The 24,343-nt window shown below is 66.0% G+C and carries 24 protein-coding genes; 11 read left to right on the top strand and 13 right to left on the bottom strand.

All coding sequences use genetic code 11. The features are described from left to right. The first annotated feature begins 18 nt into the window (after nucleotides 1-18). The 6 genes from alr to AB843_RS15345 all read left to right on the top strand — a co-directional run bounded on the left by alr (nucleotide 19) and on the right by AB843_RS15345 (nucleotide 6,456). Nucleotides 19-1,173 (top strand): alanine racemase, encoded by a 1,155-nt coding sequence (gene alr, locus AB843_RS15315; protein ID WP_048647734.1) that lies wholly within the window; start codon nucleotides 19-21, stop codon nucleotides 1,171-1,173. Beyond that, nucleotides 1,173-2,558 (top strand): DNA repair protein RadA, encoded by a 1,386-nt coding sequence (radA, locus tag AB843_RS15320; protein WP_048647735.1) that lies wholly within the window; start codon nucleotides 1,173-1,175, stop codon nucleotides 2,556-2,558. The genes alr and radA overlap by 1 nt, the downstream gene beginning before the upstream one ends. 87 nt (nucleotides 2,559-2,645) lie before the next feature. Next, on the top strand, nucleotides 2,646-3,185 hold the full coding sequence (locus AB843_RS15325) for a CvpA family protein (protein WP_048647736.1): 540 nt from the start codon (nucleotides 2,646-2,648) through the stop codon (nucleotides 3,183-3,185). 139 nt (nucleotides 3,186-3,324) lie between these two features. Further along, the gene (gene purF, locus AB843_RS15330; RefSeq protein WP_048647800.1) at nucleotides 3,325-4,800 is read left to right on the top strand and encodes an amidophosphoribosyltransferase; all 1,476 of its coding nucleotides are present in this window, start codon (nucleotides 3,325-3,327) and stop codon (nucleotides 4,798-4,800) included. Further along, complete coding sequence (locus tag AB843_RS15335; RefSeq protein WP_048647737.1) at nucleotides 4,797-5,546, top strand: SDR family NAD(P)-dependent oxidoreductase; 750 nt, start codon at nucleotides 4,797-4,799, stop codon at nucleotides 5,544-5,546. The genes purF and AB843_RS15335 overlap by 4 nt, the downstream gene beginning before the upstream one ends. Before the next feature lie 262 nt (nucleotides 5,547-5,808). Continuing rightward, nucleotides 5,809-6,456, top strand: coding sequence for a lysophospholipid acyltransferase family protein (locus AB843_RS15345; RefSeq protein WP_048647739.1), 648 nt, complete (start codon nucleotides 5,809-5,811; stop codon nucleotides 6,454-6,456). 61 nt (nucleotides 6,457-6,517) lie between these two features. Here AB843_RS15345 and AB843_RS15350 read toward each other — a convergent pair whose 3' ends face one another. After that, nucleotides 6,518-7,429, bottom strand: a complete 912-nt coding sequence (locus AB843_RS15350; RefSeq protein ID WP_053086135.1) for a LysR family transcriptional regulator — start codon at nucleotides 7,427-7,429, stop codon at nucleotides 6,518-6,520. An 88-nt stretch (nucleotides 7,430-7,517) separates the two neighbouring features. Here AB843_RS15350 and AB843_RS15355 point away from each other — a divergent pair, with 88 nt between their 5' ends. Further along, nucleotides 7,518-8,411, top strand: a complete 894-nt coding sequence (locus AB843_RS15355) for a DMT family transporter (protein ID WP_048647740.1) — start codon at nucleotides 7,518-7,520, stop codon at nucleotides 8,409-8,411. A gap of 24 nt (nucleotides 8,412-8,435) precedes the next feature. On the opposite strand, the gene pssA is transcribed toward AB843_RS15355, so the two are convergent. The 5 genes from pssA to AB843_RS15380 all read right to left on the bottom strand — a co-directional run bounded on the left by pssA (nucleotide 8,436) and on the right by AB843_RS15380 (nucleotide 13,872). Next, nucleotides 8,436-9,257, bottom strand: a complete 822-nt coding sequence (gene pssA / locus AB843_RS15360) for a CDP-diacylglycerol--serine O-phosphatidyltransferase (RefSeq protein ID WP_048647741.1) — start codon at nucleotides 9,255-9,257, stop codon at nucleotides 8,436-8,438. Then, nucleotides 9,257-9,955, bottom strand: coding sequence for a phosphatidylserine decarboxylase (locus tag AB843_RS15365; protein WP_048647742.1), 699 nt, complete (start codon nucleotides 9,953-9,955; stop codon nucleotides 9,257-9,259). The genes pssA and AB843_RS15365 overlap by 1 nt, the downstream gene beginning before the upstream one ends. Nucleotides 9,956-10,037: 82 nt before the next feature. Next, a complete protein-coding gene (locus AB843_RS15370; protein WP_048647743.1) occupies nucleotides 10,038-11,915 on the bottom strand; it encodes an ABCB family ABC transporter ATP-binding protein/permease in 1,878 nt (625 codons plus the stop codon). Beyond that, a complete protein-coding gene (locus AB843_RS15375) occupies nucleotides 11,908-12,270 on the bottom strand; it encodes an ArsR/SmtB family transcription factor (RefSeq protein WP_048647744.1) in 363 nt (120 codons plus the stop codon). Before AB843_RS15375 ends, AB843_RS15370 begins: the two co-directional genes overlap by 8 nt. A gap of 87 nt (nucleotides 12,271-12,357) precedes the next feature. Beyond that, nucleotides 12,358-13,872: a LysM peptidoglycan-binding domain-containing protein gene (locus AB843_RS15380; protein WP_048647745.1), complete on the bottom strand. Its 1,515-nt coding sequence runs from the start codon at nucleotides 13,870-13,872 to the stop codon at nucleotides 12,358-12,360. Between the two features lie 110 nt (nucleotides 13,873-13,982). Here AB843_RS15380 and AB843_RS15385 point away from each other — a divergent pair, with 110 nt between their 5' ends. Then, nucleotides 13,983-14,594: an LOG family protein gene (locus AB843_RS15385; protein WP_087587120.1), complete on the top strand. Its 612-nt coding sequence runs from the start codon at nucleotides 13,983-13,985 to the stop codon at nucleotides 14,592-14,594. 186 nt (nucleotides 14,595-14,780) lie between these two features. On the opposite strand, the gene rarD is transcribed toward AB843_RS15385, so the two are convergent. The 6 genes from rarD to cysS form a co-directional block, all read right to left on the bottom strand. After that, nucleotides 14,781-15,710, bottom strand: coding sequence for an EamA family transporter RarD (gene rarD, locus AB843_RS15390; protein ID WP_048647747.1), 930 nt, complete (start codon nucleotides 15,708-15,710; stop codon nucleotides 14,781-14,783). A gap of 52 nt (nucleotides 15,711-15,762) precedes the next feature. After that, nucleotides 15,763-17,436 carry a citramalate synthase gene (gene cimA, locus AB843_RS15395; protein WP_048647748.1) on the bottom strand — a complete coding sequence of 558 codons (1,674 nt, stop codon included), beginning with the start codon at nucleotides 17,434-17,436 and terminating at the stop codon, nucleotides 15,763-15,765. A gap of 525 nt (nucleotides 17,437-17,961) precedes the next feature. Continuing rightward, on the bottom strand, nucleotides 17,962-18,438 hold the full coding sequence (locus AB843_RS15400) for a GFA family protein (RefSeq protein ID WP_048647802.1): 477 nt from the start codon (nucleotides 18,436-18,438) through the stop codon (nucleotides 17,962-17,964). Beyond that, nucleotides 18,435-18,926 (bottom strand): GFA family protein, encoded by a 492-nt coding sequence (locus AB843_RS15405; protein ID WP_048647749.1) that lies wholly within the window; start codon nucleotides 18,924-18,926, stop codon nucleotides 18,435-18,437. Before AB843_RS15405 ends, AB843_RS15400 begins: the two co-directional genes overlap by 4 nt. A 14-nt stretch (nucleotides 18,927-18,940) precedes the next feature. Beyond that, a complete protein-coding gene (locus AB843_RS15410) occupies nucleotides 18,941-19,324 on the bottom strand; it encodes a VOC family protein (RefSeq protein ID WP_048647750.1) in 384 nt (127 codons plus the stop codon). Continuing rightward, nucleotides 19,321-20,796, bottom strand: coding sequence for a cysteine--tRNA ligase (gene cysS, locus AB843_RS15415; RefSeq protein WP_048647751.1), 1,476 nt, complete (start codon nucleotides 20,794-20,796; stop codon nucleotides 19,321-19,323). The genes AB843_RS15410 and cysS overlap by 4 nt, the downstream gene beginning before the upstream one ends. A gap of 439 nt (nucleotides 20,797-21,235) precedes the next feature. On the opposite strand from cysS, the gene AB843_RS25620 reads away from it, so the two are divergent. Continuing rightward, nucleotides 21,236-21,406: a hypothetical protein gene (locus AB843_RS25620; protein ID WP_157384525.1), complete on the top strand. Its 171-nt coding sequence runs from the start codon at nucleotides 21,236-21,238 to the stop codon at nucleotides 21,404-21,406. A gap of 320 nt (nucleotides 21,407-21,726) precedes the next feature. Then, nucleotides 21,727-23,010, top strand: a complete 1,284-nt coding sequence (locus tag AB843_RS15420; RefSeq protein WP_048647752.1) for an NAD(P)/FAD-dependent oxidoreductase — start codon at nucleotides 21,727-21,729, stop codon at nucleotides 23,008-23,010. Nucleotides 23,011-23,022: 12 nt separating this feature from the next. On the opposite strand, the gene AB843_RS15425 is transcribed toward AB843_RS15420, so the two are convergent. Next, nucleotides 23,023-23,778: an SOS response-associated peptidase gene (locus tag AB843_RS15425; protein WP_048647753.1), complete on the bottom strand. Its 756-nt coding sequence runs from the start codon at nucleotides 23,776-23,778 to the stop codon at nucleotides 23,023-23,025. 19 nt (nucleotides 23,779-23,797) lie between these two features. Here AB843_RS15425 and AB843_RS15430 point away from each other — a divergent pair, with 19 nt between their 5' ends. After that, nucleotides 23,798-24,319 carry an NUDIX hydrolase gene (locus AB843_RS15430; protein WP_425286819.1) on the top strand — a complete coding sequence of 174 codons (522 nt, stop codon included), beginning with the start codon at nucleotides 23,798-23,800 and terminating at the stop codon, nucleotides 24,317-24,319. Nucleotides 24,320-24,343: the final 24 nt, after the last annotated feature.

Raw genomic sequence — 24,343 nt, forward strand, 5'->3', positions numbered from 1 at the left:
GATTTGCAAGCTTTGACGATGGCTGGCGGTGACCCGCGGGTGGCCGGCGGACGCCTGACGATCGACCTCGATGCGCTCGTCGCCAATTACCGCCTTTTGGCCGAGCACTCGACGCCGGCGGAGGCTGCCGCCGTCGTCAAGGCCGATGCCTATGGCCTGGGAACCGCCCCGGTGGTGCGCGCACTCACCGCCGCCGGCTGCCGGCGCTTCTTCGTCGCGCTGCCGGAAGAGGGCCTGGCCGTGCGACAGGCCGCGCCGGCGGCGGAAATATACGTTTTCAACGGCCTGTTCAGCCCCGAGGCCGCCGCCTTCTATCGCGAGGGGCGGCTGTTGCCGGTGCTCAATTCGCAAGCCGACCTTTCCATCTGGGAGGCGCATGGCTGGGACGACGGCGAGGAACCGCGCCCTTGCGCCCTGCATGTGGAGACCGGCATGAACAGGCTCGGCCTGACAGCCGAGCGGACGCGCATCCTGGCGCAGGAGAACGCGCTGACCGGTGCGCTCACGCCGCGCCTGGTGATCAGCCATCTGGCTTGCGCCGACACGGCCGACCATCCGATGAACCGGCAGCAACTGAAGTCCTTTCAGGTGCTTAGCGCGCTTTTCCCAGAATCCGAATCAAGCCTGGCCAACTCCGCCGGCATCTTTCTCGGCGGCGGATTCCTGTGCGACATGACCAGGCCAGGCATTGCCCTTTATGGCGGCGCGCCCGTGGGCGGCGTGGCCAACCCGATGCATGCGGTGGTGACCGCCGAGGCGCGCATTGCGCAATTGCGCCAGGTGCGGGCGGGGCAAACGGTCAGCTATGGCGCCACCCCCGTGACGCGCGACACGCTGGTCGCCGTAGCGGCGACGGGCTATGCGGACGGCTACCACCGTGCCGCCTCCGGCGCCGGGGTGCCGCTGCGCCGGAGCCTGGCCGAAGGCGCGGCGGGTTTCATCGCCGGCCAGCGCGTGCCGGTGATCGGCCGCGTGACGATGGATCTTACTCTGTTCGACGTCACGGCACTCGGCCCGGACACGCTGAAAGTCGGCGATTTCATCGAGCTGTTCGGCGACAATATGCCGATCGACGAGGTCGCTTCCGCCGCCGGCACCATCGCCTATGAGCTTCTGACGGCGCTCGGCCGACGCTATCACCGCCATTACCTGTATTCGGGAGCGCCCGCCTGATGGCGCGCGCGCGCGCCCAGTTCATCTGCCAGAATTGCGGCACCGTTCATGCGCGCTGGGCTGGCAAATGCGATGGCTGCGGCGAGTGGAACACGCTGATCGAGGAAGGCACGTCGAGCGGCATCGGCTCGGGGCCGCAAACCGGGCGAAAGGCGCGCAAGGGCCGCGCCGTGGCGCTGACGACGCTGTCGGGCGAGATCGAGGACGCGCCGCGCATCATGACGGGCATCGGCGAACTGGATCGGGTGACGGGCGGCGGCTTCGTGCGCGGCTCGGCGCTGCTGGTCGGCGGCGACCCCGGCATCGGCAAATCGACGCTTCTGACCCAGGCGGCAGCCGCACTTGCGGCGCGCGGGCACCGCATCGTCTACGTCTCGGGCGAGGAGGCGGTGGCACAGATCCGCCTGCGCGCGCAGCGCCTCGGCGTGGCGCATCTGCCCGTGGAACTCGCCGCCGAAACCAATGTGGAAGACATTCTGGCGACCATCGAGGACGGCAAGCGGCCGGACCTGGTGATCCTCGATTCGATCCAGACCTTGTGGACCGACATGGCCGAATCGGCGCCGGGAACGGTGACCCAGGTGCGCGCCTCCGCCCAGCAGATGATCCGCTACGCCAAGTCGACGGGCGCGGCGATCGTGCTCGTCGGCCACGTCACCAAGGAAGGCCAGATCGCCGGTCCGCGCGTCGTCGAGCACATGGTCGATGCCGTTCTCTATTTCGAGGGCGAAGGCGGCCACCATTACCGCATCCTGCGCACGGTGAAGAACCGATTCGGTCCGACCGACGAGATCGGCGTCTTCGAAATGGGCGACAAGGGCCTGCGCGAAGTGTCGAATCCGTCCGAACTGTTCCTCGGCGAGCGCAGCACCAAGGCACCCGGCGCCGCCGTCTTCGCCGGCATGGAGGGAACGCGGCCGGTTCTTGTGGAAATCCAGGCGCTGGTCGCCCCCTCGCCGCTGGGCACACCGCGACGCGCGGTGGTTGGCTGGGATTCAGCCAGGCTTTCCATGATTCTTGCCGTTCTGGAGGCCCATTGCGGGGTGCGCTTCGCCAGCCATGACGTCTATCTCAACGTTGCCGGCGGCTATCGCATCACCGAACCCGCCGCCGACCTGGCGGTGGCCGCGGCGCTCGTCTCCTCGATGACCGGGCTTGCCCTGCCCGCCGATTGCGTCTATTTCGGCGAGATCAGCCTTTCGGGCGCGGTGAGACCCGTTGCGCACGCGACCAGCCGTCTCAAGGAAGCCGAAAAACTCGGCTTCGGCCAGGCGGTGATGCCGCCGGGCAATGAGGACGGCAATGGCGCGATCGCCATGCGGGCCGCGCGACCGGAGGCACTCGCCGACCTGGTGGCGCGCATCGCGGGCTCCAAGGCGGCATGATGGAAACGATTGGCGCACACAGTGGCCCGGAACCGATGAAACTGACCTTGCGGGGGCATCCTAACCGCCAAAGGAGTAGGGGTGACAATGCCAATCACGCTGCTTGACGGAATTCTCGTCGGCTTCACACTCGTCTCGGCCATGCTGGCCATGGTGCGCGGGTTTTCCCGCGAAGTCCTGTCGATCGCCTCCTGGGCGGCGGCGGCGGCGGCGGCCTATTTCTTCCACCCGCTGGTTTTGCCCTATGTAAAGCCCTATATCAGCAATGACATGCTGGCCGTTGCGGCGGCGGCGGCGGCGGTGTTCTTCGTCGCGCTGATCATCGTGACGATCGTCACCATGAAGATTGCCGACTTCATCATCGATTCGCGCGTCGGCGCACTCGATCGGACGCTCGGCTTCCTTTATGGCGCGGCGCGCGGCGTCCTGGTGGTCGCGGTGGCCCTGTTGTTCCTCAACTGGCTGCTCGGCAGCAACCCGCCGGGCTGGATCGCCGAGGCCAAATCGCGTCCCCTGCTCGATGGCGTCGGCCAGTGGCTGCAGGGCATGCTTCCGGACGATCCGGAAAACTCGGTTTTCGACCGCCTCTCGGATGGCGTGTCGAGCGAGGGCGAAACGAGCAACTGACGGCGGCGGCCGTCTGGGATATTACGGCGCCACACGTCTTCGCGACGCTGACGTGGCGCCGTAGGCTATGGAAGCGCATCATGCCTTAGGGGCCATCACGGCGCCAGCAAGCGATGCGGATGAAAGGGCGACCTTGGAAATGGCACAGGACGACGATTTGCCCCTCGCGGGCGAAGCCGACGATCATTTTCACGACGAATGCGGCGTGTTCGGCATTTTCGGCCGGACGGACGCGGCCGCCATCGTCACGCTTGGCCTGCACGCGCTGCAGCATCGCGGCCAGGAGGCCGCCGGCATCGTCTCCTTCGACGGCAGCCAGTTCCATGTCGAACGGCATATCGGCCTGATCGGCGACACGTTCACCAAGCCGGCGGTGATCGCCAGGCTGCAGGGCAGCCGCTCGATCGGCCACACGCGCTATGCCACCACCGGCGGCTCGGGCCTGCGCAACGTGCAGCCCTTCTTCGCCGAACTGGCCGAGGGCGGGCTGGCCATCGCCCACAACGGCAACATCACCAACGCCATGACCGTGCAGCGCAAGCTGCAGAAACAGGGGGCGATCTTCTCGTCCACCTCCGACACTGAAACCGTCCTGCATCTCGTCGCGACCAGCAAGGAGCGCGACACCAATGCGCGCTTCATCGACGCAGTGCGGCAGATCGAGGGCGCCTTCTCCATCGTCGCGCTGACGTCGAAGAAGATGATCGGCTGCCGCGACCCGCTCGGCATTCGCCCGCTGGTTCTGGGTGACCTCGACGGCGCCTATATCCTCGCCTCGGAGACCTGCGCACTCGACATCATCGGCGCGCGCTACGTGCGCGACTTGAAGCCCGGCGAGATGGTGGTGGTGACCGAAACGGGCATCGAGAGCCTGTTCCCGTTCGATGCCGCGCCAAAATCGCGCTTCTGCATCTTCGAATATGTCTATTTCGCCCGGCCCGATTCCTCGGTCGAGGGGCGCAATGTCTACGAGGTACGCAAGGAAATCGGCGCCGAGTTGGCGCGCGAGACGCCGGTCGAGGCCGACATCGTCGTGCCGGTGCCCGATTCCGGAACGCCGGCGGCCATCGGCTACGCGCAGGCGGCCAAGTTGCCGTTCGAGCTGGGTATCATCCGCAACCACTATGTGGGGCGGACCTTCATCCAGCCGACCGATTCCATCCGCCACATGGGCGTCAAGCTGAAGCACAACGCCAATCGCCGCTTCATCGAGGGCAAGCGGGTGATCCTGGTCGACGATTCCATCGTCCGCGGCACGACCAGCCAGAAGATCGTCCAGATGGTGCGCGAAGCGGGTGCGACGGAGGTGCATATGCGCATCGCCTCGCCGCCGACGCGCGCCTCGTGCTTCTACGGCGTCGATACGCCGGAGGCGGCCAAGCTGCTTGCCTCGCGCATGACCATCGAGGAGATGGCCGAGTTCATCCGCGTCGATTCGCTGGCCTTCCTGACCATTGACGGGCTCTACCGCGCCGTCGGCGAGGCGGCGCGCAACAACGACCAGCCGCAATATTGCGATGCCTGCTTCACCAAGGACTATCCGACGCGGCTGACCGACCACGAAGGCGCCGACAATGTGCGCACGCTCTCCCTTCTTGCCGCAGGCGGTCAATGACAGACAGAAAACCCAATTTGCAGGGCCGGCTGGCGCTGGTCACCGGCGCTTCGCGCGGCATCGGCTATTTCCTCGCCAAGGAACTGGCGGCCGCCGGCGCACACGTCATCGCCGTGGCGCGCACGGTCGGCGGGCTCGAGGAGCTTGACGACGAGATCCGGGCGGCCGGCGGCGACGCGACACTGGTACCGCTCGACCTGACCGACATGGCCGGCATCGACCGCATCGGCGCGGCGATCCACGAGCGCTGGGGCAAGCTCGACGTCCTGGTCGCCAATGCGGGCATACTGGGCGTCATCGCGCCGCTTGGCCATGTGGAGGCCAAGGTGTTCGACAAGGTGATGGCGATCAACGTCACCGGCACCTGGCGACTGATCCGCACCGTCGATCCGCTGCTGCGCGCCTCCGACGCGGGCCGCGCCATCGTCCTGTCGTCGGGTGCCGCCCATTCGGCGCGCGCCTTCTGGGGCCCCTATGCGGCGTCCAAGGCGGCGGTCGAGGCGATGGCGCGCTCCTGGGCCGACGAGACCAAGAACATGGCGCTGCGCGTCAACGCGGTGAATCCCGGCGCCACGCGCACCGCCATGCGGGCGCTGGCGATGCCTGGCGAGGACCCGGCCACCCTGCCCCACCCATCAGAGGTGGCGGCGCGCATCTTGCCGCTGGCGAGCCCCGATCTGACCGAGACCGGACTGATCTTCGACGTGAAGCAGGACCGCTTCACCCGCTATCAGATGCCGGCATAGCGCGGTTGCCCCGGCACGCTTTCCACAGCCTGGCCCACGGCATGACCCGTCGCCAGGCCCATGGCACGGCAATGGCGATTGACCTTCCGGTCCCTTTCGTTACCTTTCACGCGGCAGCGGCAGCTGGATGCCGCACCCCGGGGGGCTATGGCACGGGTCTCGGAGAGGGCCCACGCATCGCGGATGCCGTGCCTGGATTGGCAATGCTGGCTGTTCCGTCGCTCGTTGAGAGCGGGCACGCCATGCGGCTGGGAGACGCGGCATGATTCTGGTCATTGAAGTCGTTCTGGTGTGTGTTGCGCTTTGGGCGACGGCGGCCGGCCTGGTGCAATTCCGCCGCGGGCTGAATTTCCATCAGGCGGCGCTCTACGCACCGCTAAAGCTGCTGTTTCGCGTCAGCGACCGTGAAATCGACACAGCGCGCAAGGCGCCGGCGCCGGTGATCTATGTGGTCTGGCACCGGACCCGCCTCGACCCGGCGCTGATGCTGTCGCTGCTGCCCGACGACACATTGCACATCCTCGACGAGGCTTCGGCCAGCTCGCATCTGCTCGAGCCCTGGCGGGCGCTCGGACGCACGATCGCCTTCAACGCCCACCACGTCTTCGTCAGCCGCAGGCTGGTGCGGCGGCTGAAGGGCAATGGCCGGCTCGCCGTCTACCTGCCCGACGAGACCGATCCCGACACCAAGACGTTCCGGCTGTTCCGCGCCGTCGCGCGCATCGCGCTGAAGGCCGAGGCGCGCATCGTGCCCATATTCATCGCCCGCAAGGGGACATTGCCGGCCCGCATCGTCCACACCCTGCAGCCGCTGACGATCGAGGAACTGATCGCCCGCTCCGGCAAGGAGGACATGCGCGCCTCGCAAGCCCTGTTCGAGCGCATGATCGAGGCGCGCAGCGCCATGTGACCTCTGGTCACAGCAATGTCTCACCGGGCGTTCCGGCGCAACGATGGGCCTATGCGCAGATTCAGAATATCCCGGCATCCGCCGGGTCATCATACAGTGCCATCAGGGCCAGGATTCGAGCGCAGAACCTCCCGACGCCCGCGGTCTGTGTCGCTGTGCCCGTCAGCAGGTGAAACCGCTTCGACATGAGCACACGCAATCCCGACATGGGAACCAGGTCGAGCGCCCGCGCCATCGCCCGTCCATAGGGAACGCGCAGCAAGGCGATCCCCCTGCCGGCTGCGGCGGCCTGCAGGGTCAGATCGTAGGCGGAAAAGAACCGGTCCTGCTCGCGCGGCTGATAAAAAACCCCGGAACGGCCCAGCCAGCCGGTCCAATTGCCGGCCGATGCATCGTGCAGGAGCGGCCAGGCCAGCAAACGTTCCGGGTCGTCGTGGCTCGACAATTCGCTGGCGATCGTCCGGCTGGCAACAGGCACTGCCCATTCGCGAAACAGCGGCCTCGACGTGACGCCGGGCCAATCACCCATGCCGTAGCGGATGGCCACACGGGCCTCCGACAGAGTCATGAATCGTTCGTCGACATCGGCTTCGACACGCAGGTCTGCCGGCGCGCCCTCAAGGGCTCCCAGGTGGGGAAACAACCACATGCGGGCAAAGGAGGGCACGACGCCGACGCGCACCGTCTCCAGGCTGGCACCAGTGGAGACGAGGCTGCGGCTGTCATGGAGAATGGCGCTGGCGCGCTCGATCTGCAGCAGAAAGGCGTGGCACGCCGGCGTCGCGCGGACGCCGCGCCCATGTCGCTCGAAGATGCGTTGGCCGATCCAAGTCTCGACCAGCGCCACACGCCGGCTGACGGCACCATGGGTGATGCCGAGTTCCTCCGCAGCTTTCGAGAACGATCCTTCACGCGCCGCAGCCAGCACCGCTTCCAGCGCCTCCAATGGCGGCAGTCCGGAGAACTGTTCCATTACTCCCTCCCAAGATGTGCATTGAACGCACATCTGATTGTCAAATGGTGTTCTATGACCGGTGCTGTCCTTCTGACACAAATCCGGCATGACAGAAAGCGCCTCCTCCAAGCTTCGCCGTTCGGCGATCTTGCCCGCATTTGCCGTTTCGGGAACGGTGATCACCTGGGCGGCCTCATTCCCGGCGATCGGCATGGCGCTGAAGGGGCTCGAGCCGCTGCCCCTGGCGGCCATACGCTTTGCGTTGGCCGCCCTTTTGGCCATCGTCTGGCTTGCCTGGCGGCGGCCAGCCCGGTTCTCGAGGCGCGATCTCGCAACCCTTGTTCTATGCGGTATCCTCGGCATCGCGCTCTACAATGTGCTGCTGAATTCGGGCCAGAAGACCGTTTCCGCAGGAGCCGCGAGTTTCATCGTCAACACTCAGCCCATGTTCATGGCGATCCTCGCCGTTCTTGTCCTGAAGGAGGCGTTCAACCGCTGGAGCTGGGTGGGAACGGCGCTAGGCTTTGCCGGACTGGCGGTCATCGCCTGGGGCCAGCCCGGCGCGCTGGAATTCGGCGCCGGCTCCAGCCTGATCCTGGCTGCGGCCGTTTGCGCCGCTCTCTTCTCGGTGATGCAGCGGCCCCTGTTCCTGCGCATAGAACCGCTCGGCGTGACGGCGATGGTGCTGCTGATCGGCGCCGTCGCCCTGGCACCGTGGCTGCCGGCAGGAATCACGCAGTTTTCCGCCGCCTCGCTGCAAGTGAAAAGCGCCGTCTTGTTTCTCGCCGTGGCGCCCGCGGCCATCGGCCAATTGTGCTGGAGCTTCGCAATCCAGCACTACGGCGCGGCGCGCGCTGGACAATTCCTCTATCTGATCCCGCCGCTGGCCACACTGATCGCCTGGCTGATGTTGGGCGACGTACCCGAATGGACGACCATTGGCGGCGGCATTGCCGCGATGACCGGCGTCGTCATCGTCAACACCTGGGGTCGGCGCTGATTGGCGCATCATTCAAGTCAGCACTTATTCTTCGGGTATCGTGTCCTGCGGCGTCTGCTTCTCCTCACGCGCTGCGCGCCGTGAATAGGCGCGCATGCTGAGGATCAGGAAGCCGAGATAGGCAATCGTCGAGGCCGACAGCGTCAGCCAGGTGTAGCTCGTCAGGAGCAGCACGTAGAGCGCCAGGCCGAGGATCAGCGGCAGGACATATTCGCGGCGCACCCGGTTGCCGGAACTCTTGCCCGAATAGACCGGCAGGCGGCTGACCATCAGGAAGCCGATCAGCACCGTGTAGAAACAGGCGACCAGCGCCACGGTGCGGTCCGGCATGACGCCGAGAAAGCCCAGATAGACCGGCAGCAGGACGAGTGCGGCACCCGCCGGCGCCGGCACGCCGACGAAATAGTCGGCCTGCCAAGCGGGCCGGTCGGGATCGTCCAGCATGACGTTGAAACGGGCAAGCCGCAGGCAGCAGGCGATGGCGAACAGCAGCGCGGCGATCCAGCCGAGCGGCCCCGCCTTGTCGAGAAGGTAGGCGTAGAGCACGAGCGCCGGCGCGACACCGAAATTGACGATGTCGGCCAGGGAATCCATCTGCGCGCCGAATTTCGACGAGGCTTTCAGCATGCGCGCCACGCGCCCGTCGACGGCGTCGAGAAAGGCGGCGATCAGCACCATCACCACCGCCGTTTCCACCCGGTTCTCGAAAGCCAGCCGTATGCCCGACAAACCGGCGCAGATCGCCAGCACGGTGATGACGTTGGGCACCAGCATGCGCAGCGGAATTTCGCTGATCCTCGGCCCGCCGCCGCCATGCGGTTCGAATGGGGGGAACGGGCCGGCCATCAGGACACGCGCACCAGCGGCTGTTTGTGCTCGCTGCCGAACTCGGCGATCACCGTTTCGCCGCCGACCGCCGTCTGGCCGATGGCGACGCGCGGCGTTGCCCCCTGCGGCAGATAGACGTCGACGCGCGAGCCGAAGCGGATCAGGCCGAAACGCTCGCCAACGGCCAGCGCGCCGGGCGCCTCGGCCCAGCAGACGATGCGGCGGGCGACGAGGCCGGCAATCTGCACCACGGGAACCGGCCCGTGCGGGCTTTCGATCACCAGGCCGTTGCGCTCGTTCTCCGTGCTTGCCTTGTCCAATTCGGCATTCAGGAAGCGGCCCGGACGATGCTCGATCAGCGAGACCCGGCCGCGCACTGGGGCGCGGTTGATGTGGCAGGAAAAGACATTCATGAAAACGGAGATGCGCGTCATCTCGCCGGGGCCCATGCCAAGCTCGGCCGGCGGCGTGGCAGGGCCGATGAACGACACCACCCCATCGGCCGGGCTGATGACCAGTCGGTCGTCGACCGGCGTGACACGCTCTGGGTCGCGGTAGAAATAGACGCACCAGGCTGTCAGGATCAGGCCGATCCAGAACAGCGGCCCCCACAACAGGCCAAGCAGCAGCGTCGCGCCGGCAAAGGCGGCGATGAAGGGATAGCCCTCGCGATGAATCGGCACGAGAGTGTTGCGGATCGTGTCTAGCAGGCTCATTGCAAGGCGCTCTCAAAGATCGAGTAGCGGCCTTGGTAAAGGAATCGAGCGGCAGCCGCAACGCGGCACGCCGACTTGATTGTCAATAAGCAGGCTGGCGACGCACGACCATGCCCATCTCATCCGTCTCGCGCGCCTTGCGCAGCCGCTCCTCGGCCTCGGTGGCCTCGCGCTGGCGGTTCCACATCTCGGCGTACAAACCGCCGGCCGACAGCAATTCCTGGTGCCGGCCCCGCTCGGCGATCTCGCCGCCCTTCAGGACGATGATCTCGTCGGCACCGATGACGGTCGACAGGCGGTGGGCGATGACCAGCGTCGTGCGCCCGCGGCTGACCGTATCGAGCGCCGTCTGGATCTCCTGCTCCGTGTGCGTGTCGAGCGCCGAGGTGGCCTCGTCGAGCAGCAGGATCGGCGGCGCCTTGAGGATGGTGCGGGCAATGGCCACGCGCTGCTTCTCGCCGCCCGACAGTTTTAGCCCGCGCTCGCCGACCATCGTCTTGTAGCCATCCGGCAGGCTCTCGATGAACGGCCCGATCTGCGCCATCTCGGCGGCGCGCCGCACCTCCTCCTCGCTGGCGTCCGGCCGGCCATAGCGGATGTTGTAGGCAATCGTGTCGTTGAACAGCACCGTGTCCTGCGGCACCATGCCGATGGCGGCACGCAGGCTCTTCTGCGTCATGTCGCGCACATCCTGCCCGTCGATGGTGATGGCGCCGCCCTGGATGTCGTAGAAGCGGAACAAGAGACGCGAGATCGTGGATTTGCCCGCCCCCGAGGGACCGACCACGGCAACGGTCCTGCCGGCCGGAATCTCGAAGCTGACCCCCTTCAGGATCGGCCGCTCGGGATCGTAGGAGAAGCGCACATCGTCAAACCGCACCGTGCCGCTGGCAACGGCGAGCGGCTTGGCGCCTGGCCGGTCGCTGACTTCGGCGGGCACGTCGAGCAGGTCGAACATCTGCTCGATGTCGGTCAGGCCCTGGCGGATTTCGCGGTAGACGAAGCCGATGAAGTTCAACGGAATGGAAAGCTGCATCAGCATGGCGTTGATGAAGACGAAATCGCCCACCGTCTGCGTGCCGCGCATCACCTCATAGGCCGACAGGCCCATGGCCGCCGTCATGCCGAAGCCGAGGATGACGCCCTGGCCGAAATTCAGCCAGCCGAGCGAGGTCCAGGTGCGTGTCGCCGCATCCTCGTAGCGCGCCATCGACGCATCGAAGCGGCGCGCCTCCATGGCCTCGTTGTTGAAATACTTCACCGTCTCGAAGTTGAGCAGCGAATCGATCGCCTTGGTGTTGGCGTCGGTGTCGGAATCGTTCATCTGCCGGCGGATGGTGATGCGCCAGTCGCTCGCCTTGACCGTGAACCACGTGTAGAGCCAGACGGTGACGGCGACGATCGCCACGTAGATCCAGCCATAGGAGAAACCGAAGATGCAGGCGGCAAGGACGAATTCGAGCAGCGTCGGCACCGTGTTCAGAATGGTGAAGCGGACGATGGTGTCGATGCCCTTCGTGCCGCGCTCGATGATGCGCGACAGGCCGCCCGTGCGCCGCTCCAGGTGAAAGCGCAGCGACAATTCGTGCATGTGGACGAAGGTGCGGTGGGCGAGCTGGCGCACCGCGTGCTGGCCGACGCGGGCAAACAGCGCATCGCGCAACTGGTTGAAACCCAACTGGATGACGCGCACCAGATTGTAGGCGACGACCAGCATGATCGGCCCGGCGAGGATGGCCGGCATGAAATCCGGCGCACCGCCCTCGCCCGACAACACGTTCGTGGCCCATTTGAAGAAATAGGGCACCAGCACCAGAATGATCTTCGCCAGAACCAGGAAGAATGCGGCGATCAGCACGCGCCGCTTCAGGTCGGCCCGGTCGGACGGCCACATATAGGGCCACAGATTGCGCAGGGTCTGTAAGGTCGATCCCTCGGCGGATACGGTTTTGTCAGTCATTCGATGCGGCCTCCCGCATGCCGGCCTGCAATGTGTTCGCGGCGGCACAGGCTTCGACAAGATCGGCGAGCTTGCCCGACAGAGCGTTCAGCGCCTCGAAGTCGACCGTGAAGCGCGAGGTTTGCCGCTCGGACTGCCGGTGCAGGAGGCCGGCTTCGACCAACACCTTGAGGTGCTGCGACACGGTTGATTGCGCCAGGCGCACATGGCCGACCACGTCCTTGCAGCAGCAGGTGTGATCAAGACCGGCCAAATGGCGAATGATCTCGATGCGCACGGGATGCGAAAGGGCGGCGAAGCCGGCCGCCGCCGAGCCATGCGTACAACACGTGTCCGGGGTTAATTGTCGTTTCATGGCGCAACCTCTCCATCGTTCATCGTCGATATACGATGAACGATCACTCGAAATCAACCACGCAAGGAATGGTTTTCTTCGATCGGCCTATTGCGCCGTGCTGGCGGGCGCTTCCGGGGCGGCTTGTCCGCCGATCGCCTGCATGTCGGCGGGTTCGCCCTCCTGCGTCGTCTCAGGAACAGCGAAGACCTGGCCCGGCCAGATGCGGTCGGGATTCTCGATCTGCCCGCGATTGGCAAGATAGATGGTCGTGTAGCGGACGCCGCGCCCATAGACCCGACGCGAAATCTGCCACAGCGTGTCGCCGCGCCTTATGATGACGGAGCCGTCGACAGGAGCGAGTTTCGCCGCTGCGGCGGGCTCGGTGGCAGCCACCGTGCCTGGTTTGTCGCCGCCAGCCGCCGGTTCCTCTGGCGCGGCGGCGGGCTGCCCGGCCTCGGCCGGCAGGCGCTCGGTCTTGGAGGCGCTCTCCACCTGCGGCGCAACGGCGGCAAGCTGCTCGCCCTCGGCACGGGTGAAAGGCACTGCGGCGCGGGCGACGACCGTGCGCCCATCGGCCGACAGCATGTCGGCGCGCACGATGTAATCACCGACCGGCAGGTCGCGCACCGCCTCGATCAGAAACCGGCCGTTCGGCAAGGTGAGTGTCTGACCAAGCAATATCTCGTTGGCATAGACCCGCACGGGGCTGCCCGGCGCTGCGGCGCCGGCGACGAAGACCTGGCGCCCGTCGATCTCCACCGCCTCGATGTTCGGCACGGCGCCTTGCGTGGCGGCAGGTGCTGTTTGCGCCGGTGTTGTTCGTGCCGGGGTTTCCTGCACCGGCGCCGCCTGTGGCGCAGCCTGCGGCCCCGGTTCCGAGCCGGTTTCGGCGCGCGCTGCCTGCTCCGGCTGGGCGGGTTCTTCGGTGGCCGGCGCGGCTTCCTGGCCCGTCGGCGCTTCAGTCGGCGCAACGGTTTCGGATGCGGCGGCGACCTGACGTTCGGCGTCCTTTGCCGGCGCCGCCTCGGGCACGGTGATCAGGCGGCTTGGGGCGCCCGGCCGGTCGACCAGCGCCAGCACCTGGCCTGCTTCATTGTCGGGCACGGTGACAATCGCCGTCTCGACGGAGGTCGCGGCAACATTGTCGGGTGTCGTCGCCCGCAAGACGATCTGGTAGTCGCCCGGCTTGAGAGGATCCTCAAGCACGGCGGCGAAATCTCCCCCCGGACCGCTGGTCGCCGTGCCGAGCACGGTCGCGCCGTGGACGATTTCGACCGTTGCGTTGGGCGCGGCACGGCCAGCGACGACCATCGAGCCGTCGGGCTCGACGCGCACCACGTCGAAGGTTGGCGCAGTCACGTCCGGTTGCGTCGTGGCGGCTGGCGCGGGCGTCTGCGCCTGTGTTTGCGCTGACGGATCGTCTTGCAGGCGCGCGGCCTTCTGCGCCGCCTCCTCGCCGGTGGCAGGCGCAACCTGGCCATCGCTCTGCGGTGTCGCCACGAGCGGGGCCGGCGGGTTCTCCAGATAGGGATCGAAAGCGCCGGCCAGATACGCGGCGCCAGCCCCGGCGATCACCGCACCCGCAGCGAAAAGCAGCCCCTTTAAAGGTGTCAAGACCATTGTTGCTTAATTCCGTTTTATGACAGGCTGTAACGCTTTTTCAGCACGGCTACAAGAAAAAGCCCTTGCCCTCTTGACCATGCGGGCGGCAGCGCCATGCAATGGCAACCATGAAAACAATCGAATCAGTCTGCGTCTATTGTGGATCGAGCACCGGTCGCGATGAAAATCACTTTCTCGCCGGGCTGACGCTGGGGCGTTCCCTGGCCCAAGCCGGCCTGCGTCTCGTCTACGGCGCGGGAACCCGCGGCATTATGGGCGCCGTCGCGCGCGGTGCCAAGGAGGCGGGCGGGACCGTCACGGGCATCATCCCGAAATTCCTCATCCGCAAGGAGGCGACGGAAGCCGAACTCGCCCAGATCGACGAACTGCTCGTCACCGACGACATGCACCAGCGCAAGCACCTGATGTTCGACCGTTCGGATGCCTTCGTCGCCCTGCCCGGCGGCATCGGCACACTGGAGGAGATCGTCGAAATCATGACCTGGGCACAGCTTGCCCGGCATGAGAAGCCCATCGTGTTCGCCAATATAGGCGGCTTCTGGAATCCGCTTCTAACACTCATCGAGCACATGAAGGACGAGGGCTTTGTCCACTCCGCGCAGCGCGTCCAGCCGCTCGTGGTCGACCGGGCCGAGGACATCGTGCCGGCCATTCTGGCGGCCGCGCAAGCCGCCAACGGGGGAAACGGCGCGACGCCGATCGCCATCGACCGCCTCTGAGTGGCCGTCAACGGCTTTCCCCGCGAAACGTCACGGCTCTGTCAAGCAATTGCCGCGTCCCTGTTACAGGCAAGTGGTTGTCTGGCCGTGGAGCAGAGATCGGCGACGATCTCCATCCGCCGCATCACCCTGCGATGCCGCGCCGCACCCCTTCCTGCGGTGTTGCGGGCTCTCGCCGCCCCCTGATCAGGGGCGGCTATTTTTTGCCCGCTGCGCGTCGCGAAACATCGACCAGGTATAGACCGCCAGCGCCGTCCAGATGAGGGCGAAAGCGACTGCCTTGACGCCGCCGAACGGCTCGTTGAAGACGAACACGGCGATCAGGAAGATCATCGTCGGAGCGATGTACTGCATGATGCCGATGGTCGAATAGCGCAGCAGCTTGGCGCCGAAGGCGAACAGGATGAGCGGGATCGCCGTCACCGGGCCGCAGCCGATCAGAAGGGCCATGTCGGCGGGCTGCGACCACTGGAAGTGGTTCTGTCCCGTCCAGTTCAGCCAGAACAGATAGGCAAGCGCCGGCACGCAGAGGATCAGGACTTCGAGGAAGAAACCCTGGCTGGGGCCGATCGGCAAGGTCTTGCGCAGGAAGCCGTAACTGGCGAAGGACAAGGCAATGCTCAGCGACACCCAGGGCAGGCCACCGGCATCGAGCGTCAGGACCAACACGGCGATTGCCGCCAGCGCCACGGCGGCGATCTGGTAGAGATTGAGCTTCTCGCCCAGGAAAATCGCCGCCATGGCGATGCTGACCAGCGGGTTGATGTAGTAGCCGAGCGCCGTCTCGACGGCGCGATCGGTAGCGATCGCCCAGACGTAGAGGCCCCAATTGCAGGTGATGATCGCCGCCGTCAGCGCGGCCATGGCCAGCGTGCGCGGCGAGCGTATGGCGCGTTTCACGTCACCCGTCCGGCCCAGCAGGAACAGGATGATGGCGGCGACCGGCACCGACCAGACGATGCGGTGGGCGACCACCTCCACCGCGGGGATGTGCGCCACGAGCTTCATGTACAGCGGCAGGAACCCCCAAAGGCCATAGGCCGACAGGGCGAAGAAGAAGCCGCGCAGCGCATCGTTCTGACCGCCCTCGAGAGGCTTTCCTGCAGTCTCGGTCATGGTGAAATCCGTGATTGACGCGCAGGCCGGATCAGCCGCGGTCCTATTGACATCATTGTTTCACGAATTCGCTGACCCGATCCATCGCATTGTGTTGGTCCAGGCTTGAAGGTTTTTCGGCACCGCCCGCCGCCTCGCGGTTCCTGACCAGCTTGTAGACGATCGAATCCATCAGCGCCTGGAACGAGGCGTCTATGATGTTGTCGGAAACGCCGACCGTCCACCAGCGGGCACCGGTCGAATCGTGCGATTCTATCAGCACCCGCGTGATCGCCTCGGTGCCGCCATTCAGGATGCGCACCTTGTAGTCGGCGAGCGCCAGGTCGGAGATTTCCGCCTGGTACTTGCCGAGATCCTTGCGCAGCGCGATGTCGAGCGCATTGACCGGCCCGTGCCCTTCGGCCACCGACATCAGCGCCTCGCCATCGACCGTCACGCGCACCACCGCTTCCGACACTGTTTTCAACTCGCCATTGGCGTCGAACCGGCGCTCGACCATGCAGCGAAAGCCGTCGATGCGAAAGAATTCCGGCACATGGCCCAGTGTGCGGCGGGCGAGCAACTCGAAGCTGGCGTCCGCCCCCTCATAGGCATAGCCCTCGGCCTCGCGCTCCTTGACGCGGGCGATCAGCGTGTCGAGACGCGGATCGGATTTGTCGACGACGATGCCGCGCCGCTTCAATTCGGCGATGAAGTTCGACTTGCCGCCCTGGTCCGACACCATGACGCGGCGCGTGTTGCCGACCGTCTGCGGCGGCACGTGCTCATAGGTTTCCGGCTCCTTCAGAACGGCAGACGCGTGGATGCCGGCCTTGGTGGCGAAGGCCGAGCCGCCCACATAAGGCGCCTGCTGGTCCGGTGCCCGGTTGAGCAATTCGTCGAAGGCATGCGCCAGATGCGCAATGCCGGCCAGCCTGTCGCGCGAGATGCCGATCTCGAAACGCTCGGCATAGGCGGACTTCAACATCAGCGTCGGCACGATGGTGATCAGATTGGCGTTGCCGCAGCGCTCGCCGATGCCGTTCAGCGTGCCCTGCACCTGGCGCACGCCCGCCTCCACCGCGGCAAGCGAATTGGCCACAGCCTGGCCCGTATCGTCATGAGCGTGGATGCCCAGATGATCGCCGGGAATGCCGGCGGCGATGACCGCCTCGACGATGGCTCGGATCTCGGCCGGCTGGGTGCCGCCATTGGTGTCGCACAGCACCACCCAGCGGCTGCCCGCCTCGAACGCTGCCCGCGCGCAGGCCAGCGCATAATCGGGATTGGCCTTGTAGCCATCGAAGAAGTGCTCGCAATCGACCATCGCTTCCTTGCCGGCGGCCACGGAGGCTTCCACCGAAGCGCTGATCGATGCGAGATTTTCCTCGTTGGTGCAGCCGAGCGCCACGCGGACATGATAGTCCCAGCTCTTGGCGACGAAGCAGATGGCGTCGCTTTGCGACTGCACGAGGACGGCAAGCCCCGGATCGTTCGAAGCCGAGACGCCGGCCCGCTTGGTCATGCCGAAGGCGACGAAAGCGGCATTCCTCGTCCGCTTCTCGGCGAAGAACGCCGTGTCGGTCGGGTTGGCCCCCGGATAGCCACCCTCGACATAGTCGATGCCGAAATCGTCGAGCAGCTTGGCCACGGCGATCTTGTCATCGACGGAAAAATCCACGCCAGGCGTCTGCTGGCCGTCGCGCAGCGTCGTGTCGAAAAGATAAAGGCGTTCCTTACTGGACATGCGGGCTCCGTTTGCGCGCGACGGTTTGTCTATCCTGTCCGTCCTCGCCCGCTGCGCGGCTCCGGTCGGACGGCCAGCGCAGCGTCGTGTCGAAGAGATAAAGACGTTCCTTACTGGACATGCGGGCTCCGTTTGCGCGCGACGGTTTGTCTATCCTGTCCGTCCTCGCCCGCTGCGCGGCTCCGGTCGGACGGCCAGCGCAGCGTCGTGTCGAAGAGATAAAGACGTTCCTTACTGGACATGCGGGCTCCGTTTGCGCGCGACGGTTTGTCTATCCTGTCCGTCCTCGCCCGCTGCGCGGCTCCGGTCGGACGGCCAGCGCAGCGTCGTGTCGAAGAGATAAAGACGTTCCTTACTGGACATGCGGGCTCCGTTTGCGCGCGACGGTTTGTCTATCCTGTCCGTCCTCGCCCGCTGCGCGGCTCCGGTCGGACGGCCAGCGCAGCGTCGTGTCGAAGAGATAAAGGCGTTCCTTACTGGACATGCGGGCTCCGTTTGCGCGGCGTGCTCCGGCTCTTGCGAAGGTCAGGCATCGTTCCGTCCCTCCGGCGGCCATTGGTCTGTGTCGTGGTCGGGATGCTGGTAGGAGGCAATGGAGGCATGAAAGTTCTGCATCGCCTCGCTGTCGTGGGGCGGTTTTTCAAACAGCCGGTCGATCCAGGGCAACCTCTCGGCATGGTTGACCTGCACTTGCGGTTCCAGGTCCTCAGGCCGGTCGAAGGCGCCGATGGCGAGTTCGATCCCGTACGGATAGCGGTAGGTCAAGGGCGTGCCGCAATCCCTGCAGAAGCCGCGCTCGACCTTGTTGGACGAGCGGAAGTAGCTCGGCGCGCCGCGCGTCCAGCGCAAATCGTCCGCATAGGCGGTGACGAAGGCGCCGAAGAAGCTGCCGAACTGCTTCTGGCACATGCGGCAGTGGCAGATCGACGGGCGGCCGAGGCGCGTGGCGGCAAAGCGCACCGCACCGCACTGGCAGCCGCCGGTGTAGAAGGGCCCCGTCACGGCGTCTTCTCCGGCGGCCACCGGTCCGTGTCGTGGTCCGGATGCTGGTAGGAGACCATGTTGTGCAGGAACTCCACCGCCTCCGGGTCTTCTTCAGTGGTGTAGCCCGGCAGCGTCGGGATCGCGTCCGTGTAGGGCAATTTTCCCTCCATGCCCCATTGCACCACCGGCGTGATCTCCTCGGGATGGTCGAACGCGGCGATGGCGACGGCCACGCCGTCCGGCGCCTCATAGGTCAGCGGCGTGCCGCATTGCTGGCAGAAGCCGCGCCGCACATGGTTCGACGACTGGAAGCGCTTCGGTTCGGCCCGCGTCCAGGCGAGCGCGGCAGCGCGTACGGAAACCAGCGGCAGCATGATGTTGCCGGAAGCCTTCTGGCACATCCGGCAATGGCAGACCGAAGCCTTGCCCAGCGCGCCCTCGATGTGAAAGCGCACCGCGCCGCATTGGCAACCGCCGGAATAGACTGGCTTGTTGTCGAGGCTCATGACCCGCCCTTCCCTCATTCCGGCCGGTGACAGACGGCTTCGATGTTGTTGCCATCGGGATCGAAGACGAAAGCGCCGTAATAGTCGGGATGGTAATGCGGCCTGAGCCCCGGCGCGCCATTGTCGCGGCCGCCGGCGGCCAGTGCGGCGGCATGAAACGCATCCACCTCGGCGCGCGAACGGGCGGTGAAGGCGACGTGCTTGGCGTCGCTCGCCGTCTCGCCCTCGCTCAGCCAATAGACCGGCCGGTCGCGTCCATAGCCGCCAACCTTGCGGCCGCCGGTGAACTCGGCCGGCACCATCATCATCAGCGACGCGCCCAGCGGCGCCATCGCCTGGTCGTAGAATGCCTTGGCCCGGTCGAAATCCACGACCTTGATGCCGATATGGTCGATCATCGCTTCACCTCCCATCTGGTCCGTCGCTCGCCGCTGTCGGCGTCCTTGTAGTCCATCAGCTGGATGCCCTGCGCTGTCAGTTCTGCGCGCAGGCGGTCGGCCTCGGCGAAATTCTTCTCGCGCAGATGGCTCAGCCGCTCCTCGACCAGCGCTGCGACGGCACCCGCATCGACGGACGCGTCGGCAGCCTTGGCGGCAAGCCACTCGCTTTCGGTCGACGACAAGAGCCCAAGCAGCCCGGCACTGGCCTTCAGCCCTGCCTTGGCACCTTCATACCCCTTCGCCGCCTCGCCGCGCAGCTCGTGCATGGCGGCGATGGCTCCGGTCGTGCCGAGGTCGTCGCACAGGGCGGCCAGCGCATCGGCGCAACCAACGCCGGCCGCCTGCGTGTCGCCGACGGCGCGGTACCAGCCGTCGAGCACGGCCTCCGCCTCCTCCAGCTTGCGGACGGAAAAATCGATCGGCTCGCGGTAATGCGTCATCAGCATGGCCAGCCGCAGCACCTCGCCCGGCCAGGCGCGGCCGCCGAACTTGTCAGACGCCAACAATTCATGAATCGTGATGAAATTGCCTTCCGACTTCGACATCTTGCGGCCCTCGACCTGCAGGAAGCCGTTGTGCATCCAGGTGCGGGCCATGACATCGGTGCCATGCGCGCAGCGCGACTGGGCGATCTCGTTCTCGTGGTGCGGGAAGATCAGGTCGAGCCCGCCGCCATGGATGTCGAACTCCTCGCCCAGATAGGCCGCCGACATGGCCGAGCACTCGATGTGCCAGCCCGGCCGGCCGCGGATCGGCACGTCCTTCCCATCGATCGTGAAGCGCGCATCCCAGCCGGGTTCGTCGGCAGAGGACTGTTTCCACAAGACGAAATCGGCCGGGTTCTTCTTGTGCGCCTCGACGGCGACGCGGGCGCCCGCCTGCTGCTCGTCGAGCTTGCGCTTGGACAGGCCGCCATAGGCCGGCATCGACGCCGTGTCGAACAGGATTTCGCCTTTTGCCTCATAGGCATGGCGGCGATCGATGAGAGATTGAATCAGGCTCGCCATGTCGGTCAGCCCGTCTTCGCGCGGCAGCACGAAATCGGTGGCGCGCGGCTCGACGGTCGGCACCAGGCAGCCGAGCGCGGCCACGTCCTGATGGTACTGGTCGGCGGTCTTCTGCGTGACGGCGCGGATCGCCTCGTTGAGCGGCAGGCCCGGATAATCGCGCCTTGCGCGGGCGTTGATCTTGTCGTCGACGTCGGTGATGTTGCGCACATAGGTGACGTGCGCCTCGCCGTAGAGATGGCGCAGCAGGCGAAACAGGACGTCGAAGACGATGGCCGGGCGCGCGTTGCCGATATGGGCATAATCGTAGACCGTCGGGCCGCAGACATACATGCGCACATTGGCCGGGTCGATCGGGACGAAATCCTCCTTGGCGCGCGTCAGTGTGTTGTAGACCCTGAGGCCCCTGAAACCATCCGTCATCGTCGCTTCCCGTTTTTACCTGTCCCAACTTCTTCCAACGCTCTGCCCGCAAAGGCAATGCAAAGCTCAGGCCGGCCATCTGGCCAGGGCGTTTTTCTCGTGTGTGAAGGGCGAAAACGTCCGGACCAGCGTGAGGCGCTAGCCGATAATGCAAATGCCGGTGATGGCGCACAGCGTTTTCATGGCTGTTCTTATCGCCGCAGGAGGAAAAACCGTCAAGACAAAATGCTGAACGCCAAAAGGCTGGGGACTGCGCGCATCGGGCACGCCGCGGCCCAAAAGGAGTATTGCCCCGGGCCGCCGATTGTGAAGGAAATGTTAAGGCTGATGCGGCAATTTTAACGACGTACTTTCCGATCGGGGCATTCGGTCAAGATTTTGTCGGATTCGATCCCCATCTGCGCGGAAGGGACGACAACGCGGAACCAAGGATCAGAGTATGCCCCGCGAAACGAACAAGCCAGCAGAGCAAGCACCCGATCAGGAAAAGCTCCTGCTCAGCCAGTATCACGCGGTTGGGCCGGCTGCGATCGCCGCCGCTTTGCAGTGCAAGGGTGAAAAGGCCGCGCCGGCACCCCGGCCAAGCCCCTATACGACGCAGACCGATTGAGGTTTCTGCCCTGGTCATGGGCCAGGGGCGTCGGACGGGCAGAGCACGCGTTTCCATCGCATCGGCGAGAGGGAGATTGTGTGCCTGGCCCTGGAGCGCCTTGCGTCCGCCTGGTCGCTGCACAAGAATGCTCGCTTCGTGCGCTCTCCATCTCCCGTGCAATGCCGCGACCGCATCAAACGATGCGTATTTTTCGCTTGGCTGGCCGATAGACAGCATGAGATGTGTCGATCCGTAATCTCCTTGCTTTCCGCATTCATGCGGACGTCAGGTGATTCCACCCGACTGCAAGATGCTGCATCCAGAGGTTCAGCCGCGCCATGAGAAACGACCCGTTGTCCCACGGCCTTTGGGAGAAAACCGCTCCACCCGCCCCGGCAACCCGGCCTCTCGAAGGCGCAGCGCGCAGCGATGTGGCCATTGTCGGCGGTGGATACACCGGCCTGTCGGCGGCGCTTCACCTGGCGGAGGCCGGCATTTCGGCCACCTTGCTCGAGGCGGAGGATGTCGGTTTCGGTGGCTCGGGCCGCAATGTCGGACTGGTCAATGCCGGCATGTGGGTGATGCCGGACGATCTGCCGGCGATCCTCGGTGCTAAGCATGGCGAACGGCTTCTGACATTGCTCGGCGACGCGCCAAGCGTGGTGTTCGACCTGGCCGAGCGGCACGGGATCGACTGCGAGGCCGTCCGCGCCGGCACGCTGCATTGCGCCGTCGGCCAGGCCGGCGTCCGGCAGCTCGAAGAGCGCACCCGCCAATGGGCGGCGCGCGGCGCCCCGGTGCGACTGCTCGACGCCGAGGAAACCGCCGCACGGATCGGCAGCCGCGCCTATGCGGCGGCGCTGCTCGACGCGCGCGCCGGCACGATCCAGCCGCTCGCCTATGCGCGCGGCCTGGCATCGGCCGCCATCCGCGCCGGCGCCAGCCTGCACACGGCTTCGCGCGTCGTGCGCGCCGAGGCCGACGGCGCGGGCTGGCGGCTCCACACCGACAAGGGGTCGCTGACGGCAGCCACGGTCATCGTCGCCACCAATGCCTATACGAAAACGCCATGGGCCGAGCTGCGCGAGGAGCTCGTCCACCTGCCCTACTTCAATTTCGCCACCCCGCCGCTCTCCGCGGCGCTGCGGGCGAAGATCCTGCCGGGACTGCAGGGCGCATGGGATACGAAGCAGATCCTCACCTCGTTTCGCTGGGATCGCACGGGGCGGCTCGTTTTCGGCAGCGTCGGCGCGCTGAACGGCACCGGGCTTGCCGTGCACCGCGCCTGGGCGCAACGCGCCATCGGGCGGATTTTCCCCGAACTCAAGGGAACCGGGTTCGAGGCCGGCTGGTACGGGCAGATCGGCATGACGAACGACCACCTGCCGAGATTCCACCGCCTCGCCGACAATGTCATCGGCTTTTCGGGCTATAATGGACGGGGTATCGGCCCGGGCACCGTGTTCGGCCAGACATTGGCCAAATTCGTCACCGGCGGGATCGCCGAAGCCGACCTGCCGCTGCCGGTCACCGAGGTCGCCGCGCAATCCTTCCGCAGCGCGCGTGAAGGATTTTACCGCTTCGGCGCGGAAGCCGCGCATCTGGCGCGCACCCTTGTGTGAGAGCGGCCAGCCTCAAAACAGCGTCAGCTGATCGTCGCCCGCATCCTTCGGCTCGTCGTCGAGTGCCGCGGCCCTGCCCTCGGCGCGTTCCTGCAGTTCCGGCCCCATATTGGCGACCTTGTTGACCTTGTCGGACACCGGCACGGCCTCGAAGAAGCCGGGATCGGCGGGCCGCAGGAGGTCTGCCACGTCGCGCGGCTCCTGATTGAGGCAATCGAGCCAGCGGGCGAAATCCTGCTGGTCGATGACCACCGGCATGCGGTGGTGGATGCCGCGCAGGTCCTCATTGGCGTCCACGGTCAGGATGGCGCCGGTGTCGAGTTCGGTGCCGCCTGGCTCCGACCAGCTTTCCATCAGGCCGGCAAAGGCGATGACGCCGCCATGTCTCGGCCGCACCCAGTAAGGTTCGGCGCGCTTGTTGCCGATCCGCCGCCATTCATAGAACCCCGAGGCCGGCACCAGCGCGCGGCGATGGCGCATGGCGGCGCGAAAGGAGGCTTTCTCCGCCGCCGTTTCCGAGCGCGCGTTGAACAGCAGCGGCAGGTCGGCCGGGTTCTTCGCCCAGGACGGGATCAGCCCCCAGCGCACCAGCATCGCCTGCCGCGGCGGCAGGTTTGAACCTGGTCCGCCCGCCGGCCCGGCAAGCGCCATCAGGATGGGCTGTGTCGGGGCGATGTTGTAGCGCGGCGGAAACGGATCGATGTCCATCACCGCCAGCAATGACTGCACGGCGTCTGGCGTCGCGTTGAGGGCAAAGCGTCCGCACATGGTTCAATAGCACCCCTGCTTGCCGGCGCCGGCCATCGTCCTGTCGCTGATCATTGCCTCGCGCATCCCGGTTCGTCCATTATCGCGCCGACTGTTGGCGATGGACGGTGGCGATGCAAGGCTCGTATTCATGAAACCAGAGGAAATCCGCGCGGTCTCCGCCGCCGTGTTGCGCGACGGCCGGTTCCTGCTGGTGCGTCGCGGACGCGCGCCGGCGAAGGATCTTTACGCCTTTCCGGGCGGACGCATCGAGGCGGACGAGACGGCCGAACAGGCGGTCATGCGCGAACTGCGCGAGGAAACGGGGCTTGCCGCAAGCGGGTTGCGCCTGCACCGCCGAATCCGCCTGACGGCCGAGCAATCAGGCCCGGTCTTTGTCCTCGACGTCTTTCGCGCCGCCGTCGAGGACGGTTTGGCCATTGCCGGCGACGACGCCAGCGAGGCCGGCTGGTTCACGCTGGAGGAGATGCGCCGTCTGCCGATCACCGACAGCACCCTGGCAATCGCCGAGGAGCTTGCCGCGGCGCGGTGCGGCCGGTGACCGGCAATGCTCTCAATCTTGCCA

The sequence above is a fragment of the Nitratireductor soli genome (assembly GCF_001050155.1).
GTDB lineage: Bacteria > Pseudomonadota > Alphaproteobacteria > Rhizobiales > Rhizobiaceae > Nitratireductor > Nitratireductor soli.

Bases quoted from the DNA above. Each gene is read 5' to 3' on its own strand.
- AB843_RS15410 (WP_048647750.1), bottom strand. From the start codon at position 19,324: ATGATCGACCATATCGGCATCAAGGTCGTGGATTTCGACCGGGCCAAG.
- AB843_RS15335 (WP_048647737.1), top strand. From the start codon at position 4,797: ATGACAGACAGAAAACCCAATTTGCAGGGCCGGCTGGCGCTGGTCACC.
- AB843_RS15365 (WP_048647742.1), bottom strand. From the start codon at position 9,955: ATGAGCCTGCTAGACACGATCCGCAACACTCTCGTGCCGATTCATCGC.
- AB843_RS15425 (WP_048647753.1), bottom strand. From the start codon at position 23,778: ATGTGCGGACGCTTTGCCCTCAACGCGACGCCAGACGCCGTGCAGTCA.
- AB843_RS25620 (WP_157384525.1), top strand. From the start codon at position 21,236: ATGCCCCGCGAAACGAACAAGCCAGCAGAGCAAGCACCCGATCAGGAA.
- AB843_RS15405 (WP_048647749.1), bottom strand. From the start codon at position 18,926: ATGAGCCTCGACAACAAGCCAGTCTATTCCGGCGGTTGCCAATGCGGC.
- AB843_RS15370 (WP_048647743.1), bottom strand. From the start codon at position 11,915: ATGACTGACAAAACCGTATCCGCCGAGGGATCGACCTTACAGACCCTG.
- purF (WP_048647800.1), top strand. From the start codon at position 3,325: ATGGCACAGGACGACGATTTGCCCCTCGCGGGCGAAGCCGACGATCAT.
- alr (WP_048647734.1), top strand. From the start codon at position 19: ATGGCTGGCGGTGACCCGCGGGTGGCCGGCGGACGCCTGACGATCGAC.
- AB843_RS15385 (WP_087587120.1), top strand. From the start codon at position 13,983: ATGAAAACAATCGAATCAGTCTGCGTCTATTGTGGATCGAGCACCGGT.
- cimA (WP_048647748.1), bottom strand. From the start codon at position 17,436: ATGTCCAGTAAGGAACGCCTTTATCTTTTCGACACGACGCTGCGCGAC.
- AB843_RS15375 (WP_048647744.1), bottom strand. From the start codon at position 12,270: ATGAAACGACAATTAACCCCGGACACGTGTTGTACGCATGGCTCGGCG.
- AB843_RS15420 (WP_048647752.1), top strand. From the start codon at position 21,727: ATGAGAAACGACCCGTTGTCCCACGGCCTTTGGGAGAAAACCGCTCCA.
- AB843_RS15355 (WP_048647740.1), top strand. From the start codon at position 7,518: ATGACAGAAAGCGCCTCCTCCAAGCTTCGCCGTTCGGCGATCTTGCCC.
- cysS (WP_048647751.1), bottom strand. From the start codon at position 20,796: ATGACGGATGGTTTCAGGGGCCTCAGGGTCTACAACACACTGACGCGC.
- AB843_RS15380 (WP_048647745.1), bottom strand. From the start codon at position 13,872: ATGGTCTTGACACCTTTAAAGGGGCTGCTTTTCGCTGCGGGTGCGGTG.
- radA (WP_048647735.1), top strand. From the start codon at position 1,173: ATGGCGCGCGCGCGCGCCCAGTTCATCTGCCAGAATTGCGGCACCGTT.
- rarD (WP_048647747.1), bottom strand. From the start codon at position 15,710: ATGACCGAGACTGCAGGAAAGCCTCTCGAGGGCGGTCAGAACGATGCG.
- pssA (WP_048647741.1), bottom strand. From the start codon at position 9,257: ATGGCCGGCCCGTTCCCCCCATTCGAACCGCATGGCGGCGGCGGGCCG.
- AB843_RS15325 (WP_048647736.1), top strand. From the start codon at position 2,646: ATGCCAATCACGCTGCTTGACGGAATTCTCGTCGGCTTCACACTCGTC.
- AB843_RS15350 (WP_053086135.1), bottom strand. From the start codon at position 7,429: ATGGAACAGTTCTCCGGACTGCCGCCATTGGAGGCGCTGGAAGCGGTG.
- AB843_RS15345 (WP_048647739.1), top strand. From the start codon at position 5,809: ATGATTCTGGTCATTGAAGTCGTTCTGGTGTGTGTTGCGCTTTGGGCG.